Below are 20,155 nucleotides of genomic sequence, written 5' to 3' on the forward strand. Positions count from 1 at the left end.
CGGGTCGAGCAGCTCGCCGGCGGCCGGGGTGTAAGTGCTTCATGTGGGTCGATTACAGCCGTCGCGGCGCTCGTCCGGCAGTGCAGCCACGTCACCACCTCGCCATGACATTTCGCAGGTGAAGTTCATGACGCGGCGTCACTGGTGACCCCCGGAGCGATCTGGCCGCTCTCGCAGACCGGACGATCAGGTGTTCCGCAGGAGAGCCTCGTCGTCGGCGAACACCACGGTGGTCAGCGGTCGCCCATACGCGTCGCCGGAGCAGCGTCGCTACGCCGGCGGGGGAATGTCGCGGCCGTGTGGAACAGCCCGTCCTTCCGCTCCACCGTCAGCTCGCCTTCCTGGGCTGCCAAGCGGTCCCGGAGGGCGGCGAGTCCGCTGAGCCTGGGAGGCCCCGCCTCGCGTGCGCCGTCGTTGGCGATGGAGATGCCCGTCTCCGAAAGGGTGATCCACACCTGCTCGGCCTCGGCATGGCGCAGGATGTTGGTCGTCGTCTCCCGGAGGACCTGGCCGAGCAGCTCACCGACACGGACGTCCACCTCGGCCCCGCGGTCGACGCGCACGTGGATGCCCGCGGCCTCGAAGAGGTTTTTGGCGTTCTCCAGCTCCGCGGACAGGTTGAGCCGCCGCTGCGCGTGGGCGAGCTCCTTGGTCTGCGTGATGGTGTCGCCGACCAGGGCGTGCACCTCGTCCAGCTCCTGCTCCACCTGCCCGATGTCACTGTGCAGCAGCTTCTTGGCCAGCGAGACCTTCAACTTCACCACATGGAGCGTATGGCCCTGAATGTCGTGCAGGTCGCCGGCGAAACGCACGCGCTCCCGCATGACGGCCACCTCCGCTTCGCGTTCCCGTGCCTTCTCCAACTCTCCGATGAGGTCGTGGACCGCGGCGAGGAGGACCGTGAGGACGACTCCTCCCAGGGCGACGCATGAGGAGAGCAGGACGTACTGGACCAGAACGTCGACCACGTCCTCGCGCGCCACCACCAGTTTCGTCGCCACCACGGCGACAGCGAAGGCGGCGAGTCCCGCGATCGCCGCCCGCCGGTGGCGCGGCAGCTCCAGAACGGTGATGGTGGCCACGATGGCGAAGCCGTACGATTGCGCCGAGGCGTCCGCCGCCAGCACTCCGACGAGCCATACAGTCGCGGTGACGATCAGGCCAGGAAGCGCGACGCGCGAGGAACGGCCCACGGTCCACCGATTGACGACCACCAGAGCCGCGGACACGCCCACGCCCATGAGGAGCGCGTCCCACCAGGAGTCGGCGTCGGTCGCCATCAGCAGCGATCCAACGGCGGAGATCGCGCCGGACACGATGCCGACGTTGAGTTTGCGTAGCCGGCCCTGCGTCTGCTCGGTCTGCCCGAAGGTCAACGCTCGTTCCTTCCAGCCCCGTGCAAACGGACGACACGACGGCCCTCTTGGATTTGGGCGAAGACCACGCCCCTTTAGGGGATGCTCTCCGGGATCAGGCGCCAGAGGCGCGCCTCAGTCTGCTTCCACCTCGCCGCGTCCACCAGTGACGCTACGTCATGATTTCGCTTGCGGAACGAGAGAAACCGGTGGAGGAGGGAACAACCATTTGTTCGTACGTGAACGGTCGTCTCAAGCCACCAGGCCAGTGAGAACCCCGTCGGCGAGAACCTCGGCGACCTGCTCGGCCGTGAGCTCACCGGTGGGGGAGAACCACTCCGTGGCCGAGTTGAGCATGCCGATGATGGCGAGCACCGTCACCCGCGCGCTCTTGACCGCCCGGAACTCGCCGGCCTCGATGCCCTCGTCGATGATCTGCGAGAAGAGGGCGTCGTAGCGGCGGCGGAGCTTGACGACGCGGCGTTTGCCGGTGGGGGCGAGGTAGGTCCACTGGTGGAAGGCGACGCGAGTCTGCTGCAGCGATCCGGCGAGAACCCGCATGTGCGCGTTGATCGCGCCGCGCAGCCGCTCCGGCGCGGTCTGGTCGGACTCCACCACCGGCTCGATCGCGTCCAGGTAGCGCTGGATGCCTTTCTCCACGATGCGCTGGAGCAGATCCTCCTTCTTATTGATGTGCACGTAGAGGCTGCCCGGCAGGAGTCCGACGGCGTCACTGAGATCCCGCATCCCCACGACCGGGTAGGTTTTCTCGCTGAAGAGCTGGATCGCCGCTTCCTCGATGCGTTCCGGTGACACGGGCCCGCTTCGCTTGGCCTGTCTTTCCTTCCGGGTTGTCAACCGTCCTCCCACACTCGGTTAACAACTGATTGTACGGCGCTTCGGGCACCTCACCGATCAGTCGCGGCTGAAGCGCGGCCGCCGGCGTTCGAGGAACGCGTCAACGCCCTCGGCCAGATCGGGACCGTTGTGCAGAGCGGAGACCGCCCAGTAGCTGTTGCTCATCGAGGTGGCGAGGTCGACCTGCCAGGTCGAGCGCAGAGCGTGTTTGGTGGCCTCCAGCGCCCGCCATGGTTTGGCCGCGATGCGGGCTCCCAGTTCGATGGCGGCAGGGAGCAGTTCCGCCGGTTCGACGACCCGGTTGACCAGGCCGATGTCCAGCGCTCGCCCAGCGTCGATGACATCGCCGGTCAGCGCCAGCTCGGCGGCCAGGCCAGAGCCGACGAGCCGGGGGAGAAACCACGAGCCGCCATTACCGGGAGGCAATCCCAGGTTGATGTAGGTCTCGCCGAGCTTGGCCGCCGTGGAGCAGATACGGATGTCGCAGGCGAGCGCGAGGTCCAGGCCGCCCGCGGTGGCGCCCCCGTTGATCGCGGCGATGACCGGTAGCCGCGAGGCGACGAGGCGCTGGGTCACCGGGAACAGCACACGGGCGTTGTAGGGCTCATGGGTGACCGGGAAGACCTCATCGAGGTAGGAGCGCATGGCCTTGAGGTCGGCTCCCGCGGAGAACTGCCGCCCCGCTCCGGTGATCACCAGGCAGCGGACCCCGGTGTCGCGTTCGAGGTCGGTGAGCGCGGCGAGCAGGTCGGCCGCCATCTGCGGGACGACCCCGTTACCGCGGTCCGGCCGGTTCAGGGTCAGCAGGACGACCCCGTCGGCTGCCCGGTCGTAGTAGAGCGTCTCCAGTTCGGTGGCCGCCATGACTCACCCGGCCTTCACGAGAATGCTCGCGACACACGCCGCGTACGCGCCCGCGAGCCAGCCGCCCGCGTTGACGGCCATGCCGACCCGGGCGCCCTCGACCTGCCTGCCTCCTGCGCGGCCGGTGAGCTGGTCGTAGATCTCCACCAGCTGCGCGCAGCCGGTGGCGCCGATCGGATGTCCCCGGCTCATCAGCCCGCCGCTCACGTTGACGGGCGAGCGGCCACCCAGCGCGGTGGCGCCCGTACGCACCAGCAGGTGCCCTTCCCCGGGGGCGCACAGCCCGATCTCGGCGTACTGGAGGATCTCGGCGGGCGCGGCCGCGTCGTGCAACTCCAGCACGTCGATGTCGTCGATCCCGATCCCCGCGTCCTCGAACGCGGCCGCCGCAGCCGTCGCGACCGGCTGGGAACCCTGGCCGCGCCCGGCGGCCAGGCGGGTCGCCCGGATCTCGCACCCGGTGATGCCCAGGCGGCGGGCATAGCCTTCCGAACACAGCACCAGGGCGGCGGCGCCATCGGTGGTGGGCGAGCACATGGGCAGGGTCAGCGGGTCGACGACCACCCTGCCGTGCAGCACCTCTTCAAGGGTCTGCGGTATCCGGTACTGGGCGAGCGGGTTGAGTGCGGCGTGCGTGCGGTTCTTCACCGCGACGGCCGCGAAGTCCTCGATGCCGGCGCCGTACTCGGTGAGATAGCGCTTGGCCTCCTCGGCGTAGACGTTCACGAACACCGAGTTCGAGGCGGGCTTGCCCGGCTCGGGGCGACAGGACGCTTCGACGTCGGTGGCGCCGCGCAACGCGTCGAAGGTGCGGGACTTGTCCTGGTGCGACAGCTTCTCCACGCCGATGACGATCGCGAGGTCGCACCGGCCCGCCAGCACCGTCTCGTACGCCAGGTTGACGGCGGAGCTGCTGGACGCGCACGCGTTCTCCACGTTCACCAGCGGAACACCGGCCAGAGCTGTGGACTGCAAGGCGACCTGGCCTCGAATCATCTCCTGGCCGGACACCAGCCCGGCCGCCGCGTTGGCCAGGAACACCCGTTGCACCTCGGACGCCGTCACCCCGGCGTCCTTGAGCGCCAGCTCCGCGACGGCCTCGGTCATCATCCGCTCGCCGCGCCGTACGTCCCGCCCGAAGGGGATCATGCCGACGCCCGCGATCAGCACCCTGCTCACGGCATCACCGCGAACCACGGCACCGGCCGTCGCGTGATCTCCTCCGCCGAGGCCGGCCGGAACCGCACCCGCGCGTCGCACCTGTACGCGCTCCATCCGCCGTCCTCGTCCGGCCACAACCGGCCCAGCACCTGTACGCCCTCGGCGAGTTTGACCACCCCGAGCGCGTACGGGGTTTCCGACTCGAACCCGGTCGGAGCCCCGAGGCGGGTCACCGCGAAGCTGTGCAGCACACCCGTGCCCGACGCCCGCACCCATCCGAGGCCGGCCTCGTAACAGAAGGGACAGCGGTGGCGCGGGTACATGTTGTCGCGGCCGCACGCGCCGCAACGCTGGACGAGCAGCTCACCGCGACTCAGCGCGTCGCGATAAGGACGCGTGAGCGGCTCCATGCCCGGATCGTTCATCGTGTCACCCCTTCCAGCAGCAGCACCTGGCTGTCCATGTAGGTCCCGCCGGAGCCGCCGCAGACCGCGCGTCTCACACCGGCGATCTGGCGTTCCTGCCCCGCCCTGCCCAGCAGCTGGCGAACCGCCTCGGCCAGCAACGCCGTGCCGCCGCCGACGCCGGTGTGGCCCGCGGAGAGCAGGCCGCCGTTGGTGTTGACGGGCAGCCGGCCGCCGGGGGAGTAGTCGCCGGCGGCGAACGTCCTGGCCGCCTCGCCGGGCTTGGCCAGCCCGAGGCCCTCCAACGCGATGGTGAGTACCGCGGGATAGGAGTCGTACACCTCGGCGAGGTCGGCGTCGTCCGGACCCCAGCCCGCCTGCTCATAGGCCTCGGCCGCGGCCCTCGGCCAGCCGAGCACGGCGAGATCCCGTTCTTGGCCGATGCTGTAGTGGGACACGCAACCGCCGGATCCGGCGATCCGCACCCAGCGCTCGTGCGAGCGCCGCGCCCTGGCGGCACTCGTCAGCACGAAGCCCACCGCGCCGTCGGCGAGCATCGGGCACTCCAGCGCGTGCAGCGGGTCGGAGACCATCTTGGAGGTGAGGACCTGCTCGACCGTCAGCGGCTTGTCCTGGTACATCGCGTTCGGGTTGAGCCGGGCCCACTCGCGCAGCGCGACGCACACCGACGCCATCTGCGCGGGGGTGGAGCCGCTCACGGCCATGTAGCGGTTGGTGATGAGCGCGCCGACCGCGTTGAACGACAGGCCGGACGGCTTCTCCCATTCGCGGGGGATGCCGTTGGCGGTCAGCATGTCGATCATCTCGCCGACCGGTGCCGAGCCCCACTTCTCGGCCTGCAGGACCAGGACGTTGCGGGCGTGGCCGCTCGCGATCAGCCCGGCCGCGGTACGCATCGTGTTGTCGCTCGTCGACCCGCCGGAGTGGATCATGTAGCTCGCCTTGGCGCGGCCGGTCAGCCCGAGCTCTTCGACCACGCGGGAGAACACCAGGTCGGCCTGGTCGGCGGGGGAGTGCAGACAGGGGATGAGCAGGATGGTGTCGATGTCGGTCATCGGCACGCCCGCGTCCCGTACCGCGGACACCGCGACGTCCACCAGCGAACCCATGAAGGACCGGTTCGGGTACCGGCCTGACGGCAGCTCACCGACGCCGATGAACGCGGCCTCGTCAACGTCACTCACCAGGATCTCCCTGCCGGCGGCGGGCGAGCAGCACCATGCGGAAGCGCATGACCTCCTCCTCCTTCTGGTTCAGTACGGAGTAGTCGAGTCGCAGCACGCCGTGCCGGGGCTTGTCCCCCTCGGCCCCGGCGACCTCGACCCGCACGCGGATGGTGTCGCCGGGGAACACCGGCGCGAGCGCCCGCATGTCCTGGCACTCGAGGAAGGCCACGATGGCGTCGCCGAGGAAACCCGACAGGGCGACCTGGCCCACGGCCAGGCTGAAGGTGAGGGGGCCGTGGGCGATCCGGCCACCGAAGCGGGTGCCGCGGCCGTACTCCTCGTCGACGTGCAGGGGGTAGTGATCCCCTGTGAGGCCGGCGAACGCGGTGATGTCCGAGATGTCGATGGTCCGGGCCGGTGACACTGTGACGTCGCCGACGGAGAAGTCCTCGAAGTGATGGCGGAGCCGGTTGAAGGTGGCGCTCACAGGCTCAACGCCGCCAATGCCTCGTGCGCGAGGCCGTACCCGAGCTGGTCGTGGATCAGCCTCTTGATCTCCCGCGTGAGCACCGAGCGGGCGTACCGGCGGGCGAGATCGGGTTTGGCCGCGATGCCCGCCGCGAGTTCACGAGCCCGCGTGAGCGTCTGGCCGGCGGGGACGACCTCGTTCACCACGCCGTGGTCCAGGGCTTGAGCGGCGTCCAGTTCCTGGCCGGTGAGCAGGAAGTAGCGGCCGCGGGTCGAGCCGAGCACGTGCGTCCAGACGAGGTGCGCGCCGTCGCCGGGCACGATCCCGGACGGGAAGTGCGGGCCGTCTTTGAACCTGACCGTGTCCGCCGCGACGATGATGTCGGACAAGATCGGGATCTCCGGGTGGATCAGCGCGGGTCCGTTGATCGCGGCCACGACCGGCACTTCGATGTTGATCAGGTTCGTGAGCAGCCGGTGGCCCTCGAACATGATGTGCGCCCATTCGGCGGCGGTGCCGAGCTTGAAGCTGGAGAAGTCGATCTCCGCGCAGAAGGCGTCGCCCGTGCCGGTCAGCAGCACGACCTTGTTCTCCGGATCGCAGGCGATGTCGGTGAAGGCGTAGGCGAGCTCGTCGTGTGCCTGGCTGGTCCACACGAGGCTGTCGCCGCCGGTGTGGAGGGTCACGTGGAGGATGCCGTCCTCGCGCTCGAGGCGGAGGTTCTCATACTTCTTGGAGTACTCGTCGAACGACGGATTGATCCTGGCCACAGTGGCACCTTCCGTCAAAAACAAACAGTTGTTTTAAGTCACGGTAACAGCAAGCACGGCGTTCGCCAACACCCCCGGAACGAACGCACGCACAGGCGTGGTGAGGCGGGGCGTCATCTCCGCACCCCGTCGGAGGCCGGCCGGGTGGCGCGCAGGGCGAGACGCCCGCGGAGGAACTCACGCGGCGCGTTGGCGGCGAAAACCCCGGTCAGCCGGTCGCCGTCGATGTAGTGGACGACGAACCGGCCGCTGTCGAAGCCGCCGTGCACGACCGCCGCCGTCGCCGTCGGCGGGACGGCGCCGACGAACTGCAGCCGCAGGTCTGCCTGATCCGACCAGAAGAACCCGTCCTCGCCCAGGTCAGGGGGCGGCACGCCGACGATCGTCGCGGCGACTCTTGCCGCGCTGTCGGCCGCCGCGGTCCAGTGGCCGATCGGCCGGCACCGCCCCGCCGAGTGCCGGCAGACGATGTCGCCCGCGCCGAAGACGTCCGCGGCCGAGGTGCGCCCGCTCTCGTCGCACACCAGACCGTGGTGGGTCTCCAGCCCGGCGGCGGCCAGCCAGGCGGTGTCGCGGACGATCCCGGCGCCGACCACCACCACGTCCGCCTCGACGACGGTGCCGTCGGCGAGCCACAGAACCTGTGCGCCGGGCCGCTCCTCGCTCCTGCCGACCGTGGTGCCGCAGTGGAACTCCAGGCCGCGCTCCGAGTGCCAGCCTCGTAGCCAGGCCGCCGGCTCGGCCCCGATGAGCGGCGCCATCGGCTGCGCGCAGGCTTCGACGACGGTGACACGGCAGCCCCGCAGCCGCGCGGCGGAGGCGACCTCCAGGCCGATGAACCCGGCGCCTATCACGGCCACCCGGGCACCGGCGGTGAGCGCGCGGGCCAGCCGCCGGGAGTCCGCGGCCGTCCGCAGGTAGTGCACGCGGACGGATTCCGGCAGGCCCGGGAGTCGTCGTGGCCGGGCGCCGGTCGCGACGACCAGCCGCTCGTAGCCGGCCTCGCCGCCGTCGGCGAACGCCACTGTCCTGGCGCGTGGGTCCACGCCGGCGGCCGCGCGGCCGAGGACGAGTTCGATGCCCAGCCGGGCGTACTCCTCCCGGCCGGCGAGGCGGATGTCGTCGGCGCCGCGCACGCCCAGCAGGTACCCCTTCGACAGCGGCGGCCGGTCGTAGGGCTCGTCGAACTCCTCGGACACGAGGCTGATGCCGCCGCGGTGGCCGAGGCCGCGCAAGGTCTGCGCGGTTCGCAGGCCGGCGAGACCGCCACCGACGATGACGACGTGCGGGCCGCTCACGACTGCGCCGCCGGGGTCACGGCCGTCCGGGCGCCGAGTTCGAGCACCGCGCGCTCCACGAGCTGGAACTTCTGGACCCGTCCGGTGACCGTGGTCGGCAGTTGCTCCGAGCCGGCGAACAGGACCGAGGCCGGCACCTTGAAGCGGGCGAGCCGTTGCCTGCAGTAGGCGATGAGCTCCTCGGGATCGGGTGGTTCCGCGGTTGCCGCGACGATCCAGGCGCAGCCCACCTCGCCCATGCGCTCGTGAGGGATGCCCACCACGTGTGCGGCGAGTACGGCGGGGTGCTCGGCGAGCACCGCCTCGACCTCACCGGGGATGACGAGCTCGCCGCCGCACCGGTAGGACTCCTTGCGGCGCCCGGTGAGCATCAGATAGCCCTGCTCGTCGAATCGGCCGAGATCACCGGTACGCAACCAGCCGTCGGCGGTGAACGACGCGGCGCTCTCCTGCGGCATGTCGTAATAGCCCTCGGTCACCACCGGCCCTCGCACCACCAGCTCACCGATCTCCCCGCGAGGAAGCTCGGCGCCGGTCTCCGGGTCGATGACCCGGTACACGGCGAGTGCGCCACCGAGCTCGGGCTCGCCGGCCGTGCCTGCCGGCTTCAGGCACCCGTTGGTCCCCCGCAGCCGGTCGAGGGGGTCGCCGGGCCGCGTGCAGAGGGTGGAGGCGGTCGTCTCGGTCTGCCCGTAGGCCGTGAACAGCTCGTCGACGCCCAGCACGGCTGCCATCTCCTGCCACATCGCCGGGTGGTGGGCCGCGCCGGAGGAGAACATCGTGGTGAGCGAGCTCAGGTCGTAGTCGCCGGACCGCGCCTTCTCCAGCACGACCGAGGTCATCGCGGGCACGCAGATCAGCTCGTCGATCCGGTGGGCCGCCACGGATCGGAGCATCAGGTCGGCGTCGAACACCGTGTGCGGGCAGATCGCGCCTGCGACGAACAACGCGGCGACGGTGGCCTCGACGTAGCCGAAGACGTGGTAGATCGGCAGGGCGAACAGGATGCGCCGGCCGTCCTGGAAGGCGCGCGTGTACGCGCTGGCGTAGGCGGTCCGCAGGACGGCGTCGTGCCGCAGCAGCACGCCCTTGGCCCTGCCTGTCGTGCCGGAGGTGTACAGCAGGTCGGAGGCGCCGAGCGGGTCGGCGGCCGCGGTCCGCCGCAGCACGACCTCGTCCGGGACGGGCGCGCCCAGGGCGATGAGGTCCGCCAGTGTTCTGCCGCGGGCCGGCGGCCGCTCTGTCCCCATGACGAAGACCGCGCGCAGCCGCGGCAGGACAGCGCCCCCAGCGCCCTCGCCGTCCCGTTCCCACCCGGGCGCGATGCGGTCGAGCGCGTCCAGGTAGTCCACGTCACGGAAGCGGTCCATCGTGATCAGCATCGTGGCGTTCGACTGGCTCAGGATGTAGCGCAGTTCCTCGTGGCGGAGCAGGAAGTTGATCGACACCGACACCGCTCCGACTCTGGCCACCGCGTACTTGAGCGCGACCGCCTCAGGGAAGTTGGCCATGTCGACGGCCACGTGATCACCGGGTTCCACCCCTGCCGCGATCAGCCCGGCGGCCAGCCGGATCGTCCAGTCCCGTAGTTCGGCGTAGGTGTGGATGCGCTCGCCGAGAATCGCGGGACGGTCGGGGAAGGCGGCCGCGGTCACGTCGAGCTGCTGGGCGGTTGTGCGCGGAACCCACACCGGGTGCCGGGCTTCGAGCCTCGCTCGTCGCTCGGCGGGGGAAACGTCGCTCATCCCTGTCACGCCGTCCTTTCCATCGGTGCAACGAGCCGGCCGATCTCGGCCTCGGACAGGCCGGCTTCTGTGAGGACCTCTTCGGTGTGCGCGCCCAGCGCGGGAGGCTGGCGCATCGAGCATCGGGCGTGCTCGTCGATGGGCAACCGGATCTGCTTGAGCCCGGGTATCCGCCCGTCGAGGGCGTCGCGCACGATGCCGCGCTCGGTCGTCACGGGGTGGGCCAGCGCGGCGGCGAGGTCGTTGACCGGCCCCACGGGGACCCCCGCGGCCGCGATCTCCTCCAGCCAGTGCTCCGATCCCGCCGTACGGAGCCGGCCTTCGATGATCTCGCTCAGTACGGCCCGGTTCACGACCCGGTCCGCCACTGTGCGGAATCGGCCGTCGGCCACGAGGCGGTCGAGCTTGAGCACGGCGCACAGCCGCGCGAACAGGCGGTCGGTCGCGGCCGCGACCATGATCGAACCGTCGGCGGTGGAGAACGCCTCGTACGGGGCGGTGCTCGGCGCGGCGGAGCCCAGCCTGCCGGGGAACACCCCGCTGCCCAGGTATCCCATGATCTGGTGGGCCAGGAGAAAGAACCCGCTGTCCACCAGGCTGACGCGCAACTGCTCGGCACCGCCGCCGGTGCGCCGGGCGAGTGCGGCCTGGATCGAGATGGCGGCCCACAGCCCGGTGGAGATGTCCACGACGGAGGGCGCCGCTCTGGCCGGTCGCCCGTCTTGCTCGCCCGTCATCGCCATGATGCCGGTGAACGCCTGGACGAGGGCATCGTAGCCGGGCCGGTCGTGACCGAGCGCACGCTCGCCGAAGGCGCTCACCGAACAGTGCACCACGCTCGGGCTCACCCGGCGGAAGTCCTCGAAGCCGAGCCCCAGCCGGTTCGCCACGCCGGGACGGAAGGATTCCACGACGACGTCGGCGCCGCGGGCCACGCGCAACACCGCCTCACGGCCCTGCGGTGTCCGCAGGTCGAGGGCGACGCTGCGCTTGTTCCTGTTCATGGTGAGGAAGACCGTGCTCTCGAGGCCCCACCGGGGCGGCAGGTCCCTGGTGGCCTCGCCGGTGCCCGGACGTTCGATCTTGATCACGTCGGCGCCGAGATCACCGAGGATCATGCAGGCCAGCGGGCCGGCGATGTTCTCGCTGAGGTCCAGGACGCGGAGGTCGGGGTGGGTACGCTCCAGGCTCACGGTGCTGCTCCGGGACAGTGAGGTGACCGCCAGTGCTCGTGCCTCACCCTAGACGACCGCCTGCGTTAAAACAAACACTTGTTATGACGAAGGTGCGGAGCTAGCTTGAAGACCACGTGCCCGCGCCGCGGGCGTCGACCGACGAAGGGGCCGAGGATGGATTTCCGGTTCACCGAAGAACAGCGACTGTGGAGCGACACGCTGCACACCTTCATGGAGCGCGAGGTCGGCCGGGACTACATCCGCAAGCACGACGAGTCCCGCGAGTTCCCCGACGAGGCGTACCAGAAGATCGCCGACCGCGGCTGGCTCGGCCTGCTGATCCCCGAGCAGTACGGCGGCCTGGACGCCGACCCGGTGATGTACGCGATCTTCTGCGAGGCGATCGCGAAGTACAGTCTCGACTTCGCCGCCGCGGTGATGACCTCGATGTTCACCGCGACGAACATCGCCAACCACGGGAGCGCGGAGCAGCGCGAGAGGTACCTGCCGGGCTTCCTGCAGGGCCGCACGAAGTTCAGCATCTCCATCACCGAGCCGGGCGCCGGGTCGGACGCCGCGAGCCTGCAGACGAAGGCGGTCCTGGACGGCGAGGAGTGGGTGCTCAACGGCAACAAGGTGTTCTGCTCGGGTGCCCACCTCCCGGACACGATCATCACGGTGCTGGCTAGGACGGGCCCTGACAAGCACAAGGGCCTGAGCCTCATCCTGGTGCCGAACACGGCACCGGGCGTGGACATCAGGAAGCTGAACACGATCGTCCGCCGCAGCCTCGGTACCACCGAGATCTTCCTGACCGACGTCCGCGTGCCGAGCGGGAACATCATCGGCGAGCCGGGCACCGGATGGGCGTACATCGGTGAGCACCTGGAGTACGAGAGGCTGAGCCTGGCGGCGTCCTACGTCGGCAACGCGCGCACCGCGCTGGACGACACCATCCGATACACCAAGGACCGCACCCAGTTCGGCCGGCCGCTGTCGTCCTTCCAGGTGCTCAAGCACCGGATGGCGGAGAACGAGTGCGAGGTCGAGGCGGCGCGGCTGCTGGTCTACAACGCGGCGACCAAGATGGCCCGTGGCGAACGCGCGCTCAAGGAGGTGTCGATGGCGAAGGTGTTCGCCGCCGACACCGCGTTCAAGACCTCCTTCAACGGCATGCAGGCCCTGGGCGGCTACGCCCAGCTGCCCGAGTACGACATGGAGCGCTATTTCCGCGAGGCCAAGCACGCCATGGTCGGCGGCGGCGCCAACGAGATCCAGCGCAGCATCATCGCCAAGGAGATGGGCCTGTAGCCGGAGCGGGCACGCCCGCCCCGGCCCCGGTCATTCGGTGAACGCGATGGAGTCGGTCGGGCAGTCGTAAGCCGCCCGCCGCAGCCCGTCCAGCTCATCCGGCGTGACGTGCTCGCGCTTGAGCACGACGAGTCCCTCCTCGTCAAGGTCGAAGACCGGCGCCAGCGCGAACACGCAGTTTCCGTACCCCTGACAACTCGAGCGGTCCACCTTGACGGCGGTCATCGTGGCGCCCCTTCCCCGAGCCGCTTGGCGATCTCCTCGTGGAAGGCGGTGAGCCTGCTCTCGGCCGTGCTGAACATGTTCCGCCTGAAGCCCAGCGAGCCGATCACGGTGGCCAGGCCGTTGATGACCTCGGCGTCCTCCCCGAGCACCTCGAGGAACTGGTCCCAGTCCCGCCGGTTGTGCCGCTCCCACTTGTCCGCCGGCATGCCGTCCGGTGGCGGGCCGACCACCTCGTACGCGGTGAGCAGCGTCTCCCCGGGTGAGATCGGCCACGCGCTCCACATCTGCAGGTGCGTCGGGAAGCAGCTGAAGATCGTGTTGGGGAACACCAGGTAATGGCAGAGATGCGAGGCCCGATGGTCGCCGTCGCGCAGGGCCTTGTCGGTGAAGCCGCGGATCGGCAGCGTCATCCACGAGTGCGGGGGCGTGATCTTGAGGATGGCGTCCCGCCACATCACGAGCCCGGCCAGCGTGTCCTTGTGGGTGAAGGGCACGTGCCAGGTCTCGTTGAACCCGTCGACGACGATCTTCCAGTTCGCCGTCAGGCGCACCGACGTGCGGAACTTGGTGGTGAAGCCCTCCAGCCCGTAACCGGACAGCTCCTCGCCGATCACGCCGAGGTAGTCCAGCAGGGGCGGCACGTCGTCGGACAAGCACAGCCAGATCCACCCGCCCCACTCCTGGTTCCTGACGGCGGGCGCCCGGAGGCCGTCCAGTTCGGCCGCGTCGAAGCTGCCACGTAGCGGCACGCTGGCGACCACGCCGTCCAGCCCGTACACGAAGCCGTGCCACGGGCAGGTGAAGCGGGCGTTGCCGCAGTTGCCCGAGCCGTTCACCAGCCGGGCGCCGCGGTGCTGGCACACGTTGTGCCAGGCGCTGACCGCGCCGTCGGGGAGCCTGGTGATCACGATCGACTGCCCGATCTGGTCCCAGACGACGTAGTCGCGCGGGCGGGCCACGTCCGACGACGGGTGCACGGGGAACCACGCGTGGTGGAAGATCTCGGTGAGCTCGCGCCGGTACCGGTCGGGATCGGTGTAGACGGACTTGCCGAGCAGGCTCGGTGGCAACGGGTACTGCTGTTCGGCCGTGGTCAGCTCGGTGTCCGGTCGCGTCTGAGTCACAGATGTCACTCCTCACATCCGGGAGTTCAAAACAAACAATCATTTGTTTTAAGCTAGCTCCGTCCCGTCCCGGGTGTCAATGCGGGTCACGTTGCCGAGCTCGTCGCGGAGCCGCCGCTTGAGCACCTTGCCGTAGGCGTTGCGGGGCAGCTCCTCCACCCAGACGACCCGTTTGGGCACCCGATAGCCGGCGAGCCGCGCGCGGCAGTCCGCGATGATCTCTTCTTCCGCGCGCGGGCTGCCGTCGGCGACGAGCACGGCGGTCACCGCCTCGCCCCAGACACGGTGCGGCAGCCCGACGACGGCCGCCTCACGCACGCCCGGCAGGGCGAGCAGGACCTCCTCGACCTCCCGCGCGTAGACGTTGGAGCCGCCGGTGACGATCATGTCCTTCTTGCGGTCCACCAGGAAGAGGTAGCCGTCCTCGTCGAGATAGCCGACGTCCCCGGTGTGCAGCCAGCCGCCGGACAGGGCCACGGCCGTGGCCTCGGGCCGGTTCCAGTAGCCCGCCATCGTCTGCGGAGCCCGCGCGAGGATCTCCCCGGGCTCGCCGGTCGGCAAGGGCTCCCCGTCGTCGCCGGCGACGCGGAGCTCGACGCCGGGCAGGACCCCGCCCGCCGAGCGCACCAGCGGCAGGCCGGGCTCGCGCAGCGCGCGGCGGTGGTCCTCCTGGTCGAGCACGGTGACGAACATCGGCGACTCCATCTGCCCGAACGACTGGACGACCCGCCCGCCGAACGCCGCGGTGGCCTCGCGCAACGTCCCGGCGTCGATGGGGGAGCCCGCGTAGTAGAGGCGGCGGAAGGCCGGTGGGGCCGTGAAAGCGGGCGGCACGGCGTCCAGCAGCATCCTGATCATCGACGGGACGACGAACATTCCCGTGACGCCATGGCTGCCGAGCAGGGCGGCGGTGCGGGCGGCATCGAAGGAGCGGCAGAGCAGATTGTGGCCGCCGCTCATCAACGTCGGCAGAAAGAGGAAGCCGGCCCCGTGCGTCAGCGGAGCGACGTGCAGCGTCACTTCTCCGTCGGCGAACCCGAGTACGTCGATGGCGGCGCCGGCGACGCTGCGCCAGGAGGCATGGGTGAGCATGACCGCCTTCGGCGAACCGGTCGTGCCCGAGGTGTACATGAGGCTGGCGACGTCGGTCTCGGCGGCCGGCTCGGGAGCGGTGAGGGGAGTCGCGGCCGCGGCCAGGCCGGGCAGCGATCCATCGGCCGAAGGGTCGGCGAGGACCACGGTGAGGCCGCGCACCTCCGGGAGCCGTTCGCCGAACTCGGCGGTGGTGACGAGGGCGCGAGAGCCGGAGTCGGTCAGCATGTGCCGGTAATCCTCGCCGGTGAGCCGGGTGTTGAGCGGGACGACGATCAGCCCGGCCGCGAGCGCGCCCAGGAAGACGTCGACGTAACTCTGGCTGTTGTGCAGCAGGACGGCCACGCGGTCGCCGCGCCGCAGGCCGAGCGCACGGAGCGCGCCCCCGGTGGCGGCCGCCCTGGCCGCCGCCGTCCCGTAGTCGAAGGTCTCGCCGGCGGCCGCCGCGTCCAGGTCGGTGACACACGCCCGGTCCGCGAAGAGCTCGGCCCCGGTCCAGAGGATCTGCGCCGCCGTGGTCCCGTGACGTGCGCTCGCATGCTTCATTGACGCTCACTCCCGCCTCATCTTGACACCGGTGAAGCGACTATACAAACATTTGTTTTGTGTGGAACACGGGTGCGGCGGCGGAGCAGGCGTCCGACGGATACACGACGATCTTCCGAGAGGCCACGCGCCTGTTCGGCGAACGGGGCTACACCGGCACCTCGATGCGCGACATCGCCAAGGCCGTCGGCATGCTCCCAGGCAGCCTGTACGCGCACATCGCCAGCAAGGAGTCGTTGCTGTTCGCCATCATCGAGGGCGGGGTCGACCGCTTCAACCACGCGCTCGACGACGTCCGGGCGACCAGCGACGACCCTCGTGTCCTGCTGCGGGAGGCGATCAAGGCTCATGTCCGCGTCGTCGCCGAGAACCCCGGGCGGACGTTGATCGTGTTCCACCAGTGGCGCTACCTGGGAGATGAGAACCGGGCGCGACTGCTGGACAAGCGGGCCCGCTACGAGCACTTCTTCACCGAGACGCTGCGCGCCGGGGTGAGCGCGGGGGTGTTCGACGCCGGCCTGGACGCGCGGATGGTCGTGTTCGGGCTGCTCGGCGCCCTCAACTGGACCCCGGAGTGGTTCTCGCCCGACGGTCCCGCGACGGCCGGCGAGATCGGCGAGAAACTCGCGGACGCGCTGCTGAACGGCCCGTTGATCCGGGCCGACCCCACAGGAGGATGAATGATCGACGACGGTGTCGTGGTGGACTCGGTGGTGCATCCCTACAACCTCGCGCCCGGCAACCAGGACCCGCTCGGCCGCGAACAGCTGGAGTCGGTGTACGCCGCCCACCTGCTCGCCACCGGCGAGGAGCATCGGGCCTTCCAGCTCACCCGGCAGGAGTTCTTCTCGGACTTCCCGTACGAGGCCGTCGCGGACGCGCTGTTCGTGGAGAGCCCGGTCGATCTGGCGGTCATCCACGCGTTGCCGAACCTCGGCTTCGCGAAAGGCCACGTGACCGACCCGGAGCGGGCCGCGGCCTACCGCGACCGCCATCCGAACCGGTTCCGCCTGTACGCCACCGTGGACACGCCCGTGACCGGCGCGGCGATCGCGCAGCTGGAACGGCAGGTACGCGAGTTCGGCGTGGACGGACTGAAGCTCTACCCGGCCTTCTTCTACGGCGGCAGGGGAGAGGGCTGGCGGATGGACGCGCGGGACTTCGCCACGCCGCTGCTGGAGGCGGCGCGCGACCTCGGCGTCCGTCACGTGGCCGTGCACAAGGCGCTCTGGCTGCCGCCCGCGCCGCGCGGCGCGTTCGACGTGGACGACCTCGAGGACGTGCCGGCGCGCTTCCCCGAGCTCACCTTCCAGATCGTGCACGCCGGTGCCGCGTTCCTGGACAGGACGGCGGCGCTGCTGGCCCGCCACCGCAACGTGTACGCGACGCTGGAGTCGGTGTTCGCCTACGCGGTGGTCCGGCCGGACGCGTTCGCCAAGATCCTGGCCACGCTCATCGGCGCGGCCGGCGCCGACCGGCTGCTGTACGCGAGCGGTGCCAACCTCAGCCACCCCGCGCCGCTGCTCGCCGCGTTCGACGGCTACGAGTTCCCCGAGCACGTGCTGGCCGCGCACGGCATCCCGCAACTGACCGCCGCCGACCGCGGCAAGATCCTCGGCGGCAACGCGCTGCGGATGCTGGGGCTCGAGGAGGGCCAGGCGCGTGAGCGGACGGCCGGCGACGAGTTCGCCGCGCGGCGGGCGGCGGGCGAATCAGAATCAGGGCCGTGGAGCCGGCTGCGCGCTCGGGCCGGGCGGTGAGCGTCATGGCCATGCCGTCGGAGGAGACGATCCGCGCCCAGCTGAGCAGGATTCCCGAGCCGTGCGGCATCCTGATGCGCTCGCCGCTGGACATCTGCCAGATGGGGCTGGTCGACAGGATCGAGTGCGCGGACGGCCACGTCCGGGTCGAGCTCGTGCTGACCGATTCGTCGTGCGTGCATTTCACCGGCCTGCGCCGCTACATCACCGACCTCCTGTGCGAGCTGCCGGGAGTCGAGACCGTCGAGGTCACAGCGTCGACGACGGTCCTGTGGACTCCCGATCGCATCACGAAAACGAACAACTGATTGTTCTAGAACTGTCGCCGCCCGATGTAGGCCGCGCTGCGATTCCGCATGTAGATCCGCTATTCAGGCAATCTCACAAGGGCTATTGACACGCCAAGTACTTCGGACAAACATTTGTTTTGTGACGCCCGCCACATTGTGGCCAGGCGACCGAGGCGTCGAGAACCCACGGAGGCCTCCTCGTGAGCGCGACTCAACCCCACTCGGCCAGAGACCACTTCAACGACTTCGATCTCGACTCGCCGGAACTCAACGACGACTTCGTCGAGGTCATGGACGATCTGGTGCGCCGCTGCCCGGTCGCCAAGAGCAACGTCGGGCACGGCTACTACGTCGTCAACAGGCAGGAGGACGTCCGCACGGTCGGCCAGAACTGGGAGACCTTCAGCAGCGCCGAGGGGTTCCAGCCGAACCGTCCCGAGGGAATGCCGTTCATGTACCCCGAGGAGTCGGACCCGCCCTACCACAACCGGTGGCGCAGCGCGCTCAACGGCTACTTCAGCCCGCGGGCCGTGCGGTCGTACGAAAGCTCCGTCCGAGAGCACGCCAACCACCTGATCGACGCCTTCATCGAGCGTGGGGAGTGCGACTTCGTCGCGGACTTCGCCGCCACCCTGCCCGGCCGGGTCTTCTTCTCCAGCTACATGGGAGTGCCCATCGAGGACCTGCCGCCGCTCATCAAGGCGATCGACGAAGCGCTGTTCGGCCCGATCGAGGGCCGCGCGCAGGGCTGGGGCACGGCGCTGGGCTACATCAACGCCTACCTTGAGCGCCGCCTGAAGGAGGAACCGCGAGGGGACTTCGTCGACGCGGTGCTGAAAGGCGTCGAACTCGACAGCGGCGCGCCGTGCCCATGGGAGCACAAGGTCAGCGTCGTCACCGACCTCCTGGCCGGCGGCCTGGGGACGACCACCTACCTGCTCGCCGGCCTGACCTACCATCTGGCGACGCATCCGCAGGACCGCGCCCGCCTGGCCGCGAACCCGGCCCTGCACGACAAGGCGATCGAGGAGTTCGTCCGCGTCTACGCGCCGGTCGTGGCACTCGCCAGGACCGTCAGGCAGGACGTCGAGGTCGCCGGCCACACCTTCAAAAAGGGCGACTGGGTGATGCTGAACTACGCCGCCGCCTGCCGGGATCCGCGCTTGTACGACAATCCGAAGGACGTCGACATCGACCGCGACCTGCCGGTGAACGCCGCGTTCGGGTTCGGCCCGCACCGCTGCATCGGCTCCCACCTCGCCCGGCTCGAGGGCAAGGTCGTCATGCGGGAGCTGCTGCGACGCCTGCCGGACTTCGCGCTGAAGCCCGGGGCCGAGATCACCTACACCACCGGCCTCACCCGCTCGATGAACACCCTTCCGCTGGTGTTCGCTCCTGGCCGCCCGGAGAGCGCCGTCCGATGAAGTACACCGTCGACGGGTCGCTCTGCTCCGGGCACGGCCGCTGTTACCTGCTCGCGCCGCAGACGTACGAGTCCGATGACGACGGGTTCAACCGCCACCTCGACGAGCCCGTCGAGGTCCCCGCGGGCAGGGAGGGCGCGGCCAGGACCGGGGCCGGTGGCTGCCCCGAACGAGCCATCACCCTGCACCTCTGATCGCACGTCTGATCCCGAAGGAAAGGAATCATCATGGGCAAGCTGGACGGCAAGGTGGCGATCATCACCGGCGCCGCGCAGGGCATGGGCGAGGCGCACGCGCGGCGGTTCGTCGCCGAAGGCGCGAAGGTCGTGCTGAGCGACGTCAACGAGGAGCGCGGGAAACTGGTCGCAGGAGAGCTGGGGGACGACGCGCTGTTCGTCCGGCACGACGTGACGTCCCTGGCCGAGTGGGAGCAGGTGCTGCGGCAGGCCGAAAGCGCCTTCGGGACGGTGACGATCCTGGTGAACAACGCCGGGATCCTCGGCCCGATCGCCGAGACCGCCGAGCTGGACGAGGCCGAGTATCTCAAGGTGTGCGCCGTCAACCAGCACTCCCAGTTCTACGGCATGAAGACCGTCATACCGTCGATGCGCAGGGCCGGCGGCGGCTCGATCGTCAACATCTCCTCGATCGCCGGGCTGGTCTCCATCGTGGGCTCGCCGAACCTCGCGTACGTGGGCAGCAAGTTCGCCTCCCGGGGCATGACCAAGCATGTCGCCGTCCAATACGGGCCCGACAACATCCGCGTCAACTCCGTACATCCCGGCTACATCAAGACGCCCATGATGGTCGCCGCCACCGACGAGGCCGGAGGCGGCATCACCGATCAGGTCCCGTTGCGTCGCATGGCCGATCCGGACGAGGTCGCCGGCCTGGTGCTGTTCCTCGCCTCCGACGACTCGTCGTACATCACCGGCCAGGAGCACGTCATCGACGGAGCGCTGACCGCGCAGTAGCCAAGGCAAGCCACCGCCCGAGGGAAGGAGAAACTCATGAGCGCCGCCGACGTGGCCCCGCCCCCCGTAGGGGCCCCTGGTTGGACGGAAACCGACCGCCGCAGTATGAGCCGCACCTCACAA

The 20,155-nt window shown here is 69.7% G+C and carries 21 protein-coding genes; 7 read left to right on the forward strand and 14 right to left on the reverse strand.

Going from position 1 to position 20,155, the window contains the following annotated elements; genetic code table 11:
- Positions 1-233: 233 nt before the first annotated feature.
- From ACFOY2_RS28255 to ACFOY2_RS28305, 11 genes are all read right to left on the reverse strand, one after another.
- Complete coding sequence (locus ACFOY2_RS28255) at positions 234-1,376, reverse strand: sensor histidine kinase (RefSeq protein ID WP_379531107.1); 1,143 nt, start codon at positions 1,374-1,376, stop codon at positions 234-236.
- A gap of 231 nt (positions 1,377-1,607) precedes the next feature.
- Positions 1,608-2,171, reverse strand: a complete 564-nt coding sequence (locus tag ACFOY2_RS28260; protein ID WP_379531108.1) for a TetR/AcrR family transcriptional regulator — start codon at positions 2,169-2,171, stop codon at positions 1,608-1,610.
- Positions 2,172-2,270: 99 nt separating this feature from the next.
- Positions 2,271-3,077, reverse strand: coding sequence for an enoyl-CoA hydratase/isomerase family protein (locus ACFOY2_RS28265; protein ID WP_379531109.1), 807 nt, complete (start codon positions 3,075-3,077; stop codon positions 2,271-2,273).
- A gap of 3 nt (positions 3,078-3,080) precedes the next feature.
- Positions 3,081-4,256, reverse strand: a complete 1,176-nt coding sequence (locus tag ACFOY2_RS28270; RefSeq protein ID WP_379531110.1) for a thiolase family protein — start codon at positions 4,254-4,256, stop codon at positions 3,081-3,083.
- Positions 4,253-4,663, reverse strand: coding sequence for a Zn-ribbon domain-containing OB-fold protein (locus ACFOY2_RS28275; RefSeq protein ID WP_379531111.1), 411 nt, complete (start codon positions 4,661-4,663; stop codon positions 4,253-4,255). The genes ACFOY2_RS28270 and ACFOY2_RS28275 overlap by 4 nt, the downstream gene beginning before the upstream one ends.
- A complete protein-coding gene (locus tag ACFOY2_RS28280) occupies positions 4,660-5,847 on the reverse strand; it encodes a thiolase family protein (RefSeq protein ID WP_379531112.1) in 1,188 nt (395 codons plus the stop codon). The genes ACFOY2_RS28275 and ACFOY2_RS28280 overlap by 4 nt, the downstream gene beginning before the upstream one ends.
- On the reverse strand, positions 5,840-6,316 hold the full coding sequence (locus tag ACFOY2_RS28285; protein WP_379531113.1) for a MaoC family dehydratase: 477 nt from the start codon (positions 6,314-6,316) through the stop codon (positions 5,840-5,842). Before ACFOY2_RS28285 ends, ACFOY2_RS28280 begins: the two co-directional genes overlap by 8 nt.
- Complete coding sequence (locus tag ACFOY2_RS28290) at positions 6,313-7,068, reverse strand: enoyl-CoA hydratase/isomerase family protein (RefSeq protein WP_379531114.1); 756 nt, start codon at positions 7,066-7,068, stop codon at positions 6,313-6,315. Before ACFOY2_RS28290 ends, ACFOY2_RS28285 begins: the two co-directional genes overlap by 4 nt.
- A 113-nt stretch (positions 7,069-7,181) precedes the next feature.
- Complete coding sequence (locus ACFOY2_RS28295) at positions 7,182-8,366, reverse strand: NAD(P)/FAD-dependent oxidoreductase (RefSeq protein WP_379531115.1); 1,185 nt, start codon at positions 8,364-8,366, stop codon at positions 7,182-7,184.
- Complete coding sequence (locus tag ACFOY2_RS28300) at positions 8,363-10,111, reverse strand: AMP-binding protein (protein WP_379531116.1); 1,749 nt, start codon at positions 10,109-10,111, stop codon at positions 8,363-8,365. Before ACFOY2_RS28300 ends, ACFOY2_RS28295 begins: the two co-directional genes overlap by 4 nt.
- 5 nt (positions 10,112-10,116) lie before the next feature.
- Complete coding sequence (locus ACFOY2_RS28305) at positions 10,117-11,304, reverse strand: CaiB/BaiF CoA transferase family protein (RefSeq protein ID WP_379531117.1); 1,188 nt, start codon at positions 11,302-11,304, stop codon at positions 10,117-10,119.
- Between the two features lie 156 nt (positions 11,305-11,460).
- Between ACFOY2_RS28305 and ACFOY2_RS28310 the strand changes: the two genes are divergently transcribed.
- Entirely contained in the window at positions 11,461-12,597 is a 1,137-nt protein-coding gene (locus ACFOY2_RS28310; RefSeq protein WP_379531118.1) for an acyl-CoA dehydrogenase family protein, read from the forward strand.
- A gap of 30 nt (positions 12,598-12,627) precedes the next feature.
- Here the strand turns inward: ACFOY2_RS28310 and ACFOY2_RS28315 are convergent, their stop codons facing one another.
- The 3 genes from ACFOY2_RS28315 to ACFOY2_RS28325 are packed head-to-tail and all read right to left on the reverse strand — an operon-like array spanning position 12,628 to position 15,584.
- The gene (locus tag ACFOY2_RS28315) at positions 12,628-12,822 is read right to left on the reverse strand and encodes a ferredoxin (protein WP_379531119.1); all 195 of its coding nucleotides are present in this window, start codon (positions 12,820-12,822) and stop codon (positions 12,628-12,630) included.
- Positions 12,819-13,946 (reverse strand): aromatic ring-hydroxylating oxygenase subunit alpha, encoded by a 1,128-nt coding sequence (locus tag ACFOY2_RS28320; protein WP_379531120.1) that lies wholly within the window; start codon positions 13,944-13,946, stop codon positions 12,819-12,821. Before ACFOY2_RS28320 ends, ACFOY2_RS28315 begins: the two co-directional genes overlap by 4 nt.
- A gap of 48 nt (positions 13,947-13,994) precedes the next feature.
- The gene (locus ACFOY2_RS28325; RefSeq protein ID WP_379531121.1) at positions 13,995-15,584 is read right to left on the reverse strand and encodes a class I adenylate-forming enzyme family protein; all 1,590 of its coding nucleotides are present in this window, start codon (positions 15,582-15,584) and stop codon (positions 13,995-13,997) included.
- A 59-nt stretch (positions 15,585-15,643) separates the two neighbouring features.
- On the opposite strand from ACFOY2_RS28325, the gene ACFOY2_RS28330 reads away from it, so the two are divergent.
- The 6 genes from ACFOY2_RS28330 (at position 15,644) to ACFOY2_RS28355 (ending at position 20,032) form a co-directional block, all read left to right on the forward strand.
- Positions 15,644-16,264, forward strand: a complete 621-nt coding sequence (locus ACFOY2_RS28330; RefSeq protein WP_379531122.1) for a TetR/AcrR family transcriptional regulator — start codon at positions 15,644-15,646, stop codon at positions 16,262-16,264.
- Positions 16,265-17,344: an amidohydrolase family protein gene (locus ACFOY2_RS28335; protein ID WP_379531123.1), complete on the forward strand. Its 1,080-nt coding sequence runs from the start codon at positions 16,265-16,267 to the stop codon at positions 17,342-17,344.
- Positions 17,311-17,652, forward strand: coding sequence for an iron-sulfur cluster assembly protein (locus ACFOY2_RS28340; protein ID WP_379531124.1), 342 nt, complete (start codon positions 17,311-17,313; stop codon positions 17,650-17,652). The genes ACFOY2_RS28335 and ACFOY2_RS28340 overlap by 34 nt, the downstream gene beginning before the upstream one ends.
- Positions 17,653-17,834: 182 nt before the next feature.
- Positions 17,835-19,058, forward strand: coding sequence for a cytochrome P450 (locus ACFOY2_RS28345; RefSeq protein WP_379531125.1), 1,224 nt, complete (start codon positions 17,835-17,837; stop codon positions 19,056-19,058).
- Entirely contained in the window at positions 19,055-19,252 is a 198-nt protein-coding gene (locus ACFOY2_RS28350) for a ferredoxin (RefSeq protein WP_379531126.1), read from the forward strand. Before ACFOY2_RS28345 ends, ACFOY2_RS28350 begins: the two co-directional genes overlap by 4 nt.
- A gap of 33 nt (positions 19,253-19,285) precedes the next feature.
- Entirely contained in the window at positions 19,286-20,032 is a 747-nt protein-coding gene (locus tag ACFOY2_RS28355; RefSeq protein ID WP_379531127.1) for an SDR family NAD(P)-dependent oxidoreductase, read from the forward strand.
- Positions 20,033-20,155: the final 123 nt, after the last annotated feature.

This window comes from Nonomuraea purpurea, assembly GCF_042650645.1.
Lineage (GTDB): Bacteria > Actinomycetota > Actinomycetes > Streptosporangiales > Streptosporangiaceae > Nonomuraea > Nonomuraea purpurea.

Coding starts and splice junctions, on each gene's coding strand:
- ACFOY2_RS28355 (WP_379531127.1), top strand. CDS start 19,286: ATGGGCAAGCTGGACGGCAAGGTGGCGATCATCACCGGCGCCGCGCAG.
- ACFOY2_RS28335 (WP_379531123.1), top strand. CDS start 16,265: ATGATCGACGACGGTGTCGTGGTGGACTCGGTGGTGCATCCCTACAAC.
- ACFOY2_RS28325 (WP_379531121.1), bottom strand. CDS start 15,584: ATGAAGCATGCGAGCGCACGTCACGGGACCACGGCGGCGCAGATCCTC.
- ACFOY2_RS28275 (WP_379531111.1), bottom strand. CDS start 4,663: ATGAACGATCCGGGCATGGAGCCGCTCACGCGTCCTTATCGCGACGCG.
- ACFOY2_RS28315 (WP_379531119.1), bottom strand. CDS start 12,822: ATGACCGCCGTCAAGGTGGACCGCTCGAGTTGTCAGGGGTACGGAAAC.
- ACFOY2_RS28300 (WP_379531116.1), bottom strand. CDS start 10,111: ATGAGCGACGTTTCCCCCGCCGAGCGACGAGCGAGGCTCGAAGCCCGG.
- ACFOY2_RS28265 (WP_379531109.1), bottom strand. CDS start 3,077: ATGGCGGCCACCGAACTGGAGACGCTCTACTACGACCGGGCAGCCGAC.
- ACFOY2_RS28350 (WP_379531126.1), top strand. CDS start 19,055: ATGAAGTACACCGTCGACGGGTCGCTCTGCTCCGGGCACGGCCGCTGT.
- ACFOY2_RS28310 (WP_379531118.1), top strand. CDS start 11,461: ATGGATTTCCGGTTCACCGAAGAACAGCGACTGTGGAGCGACACGCTG.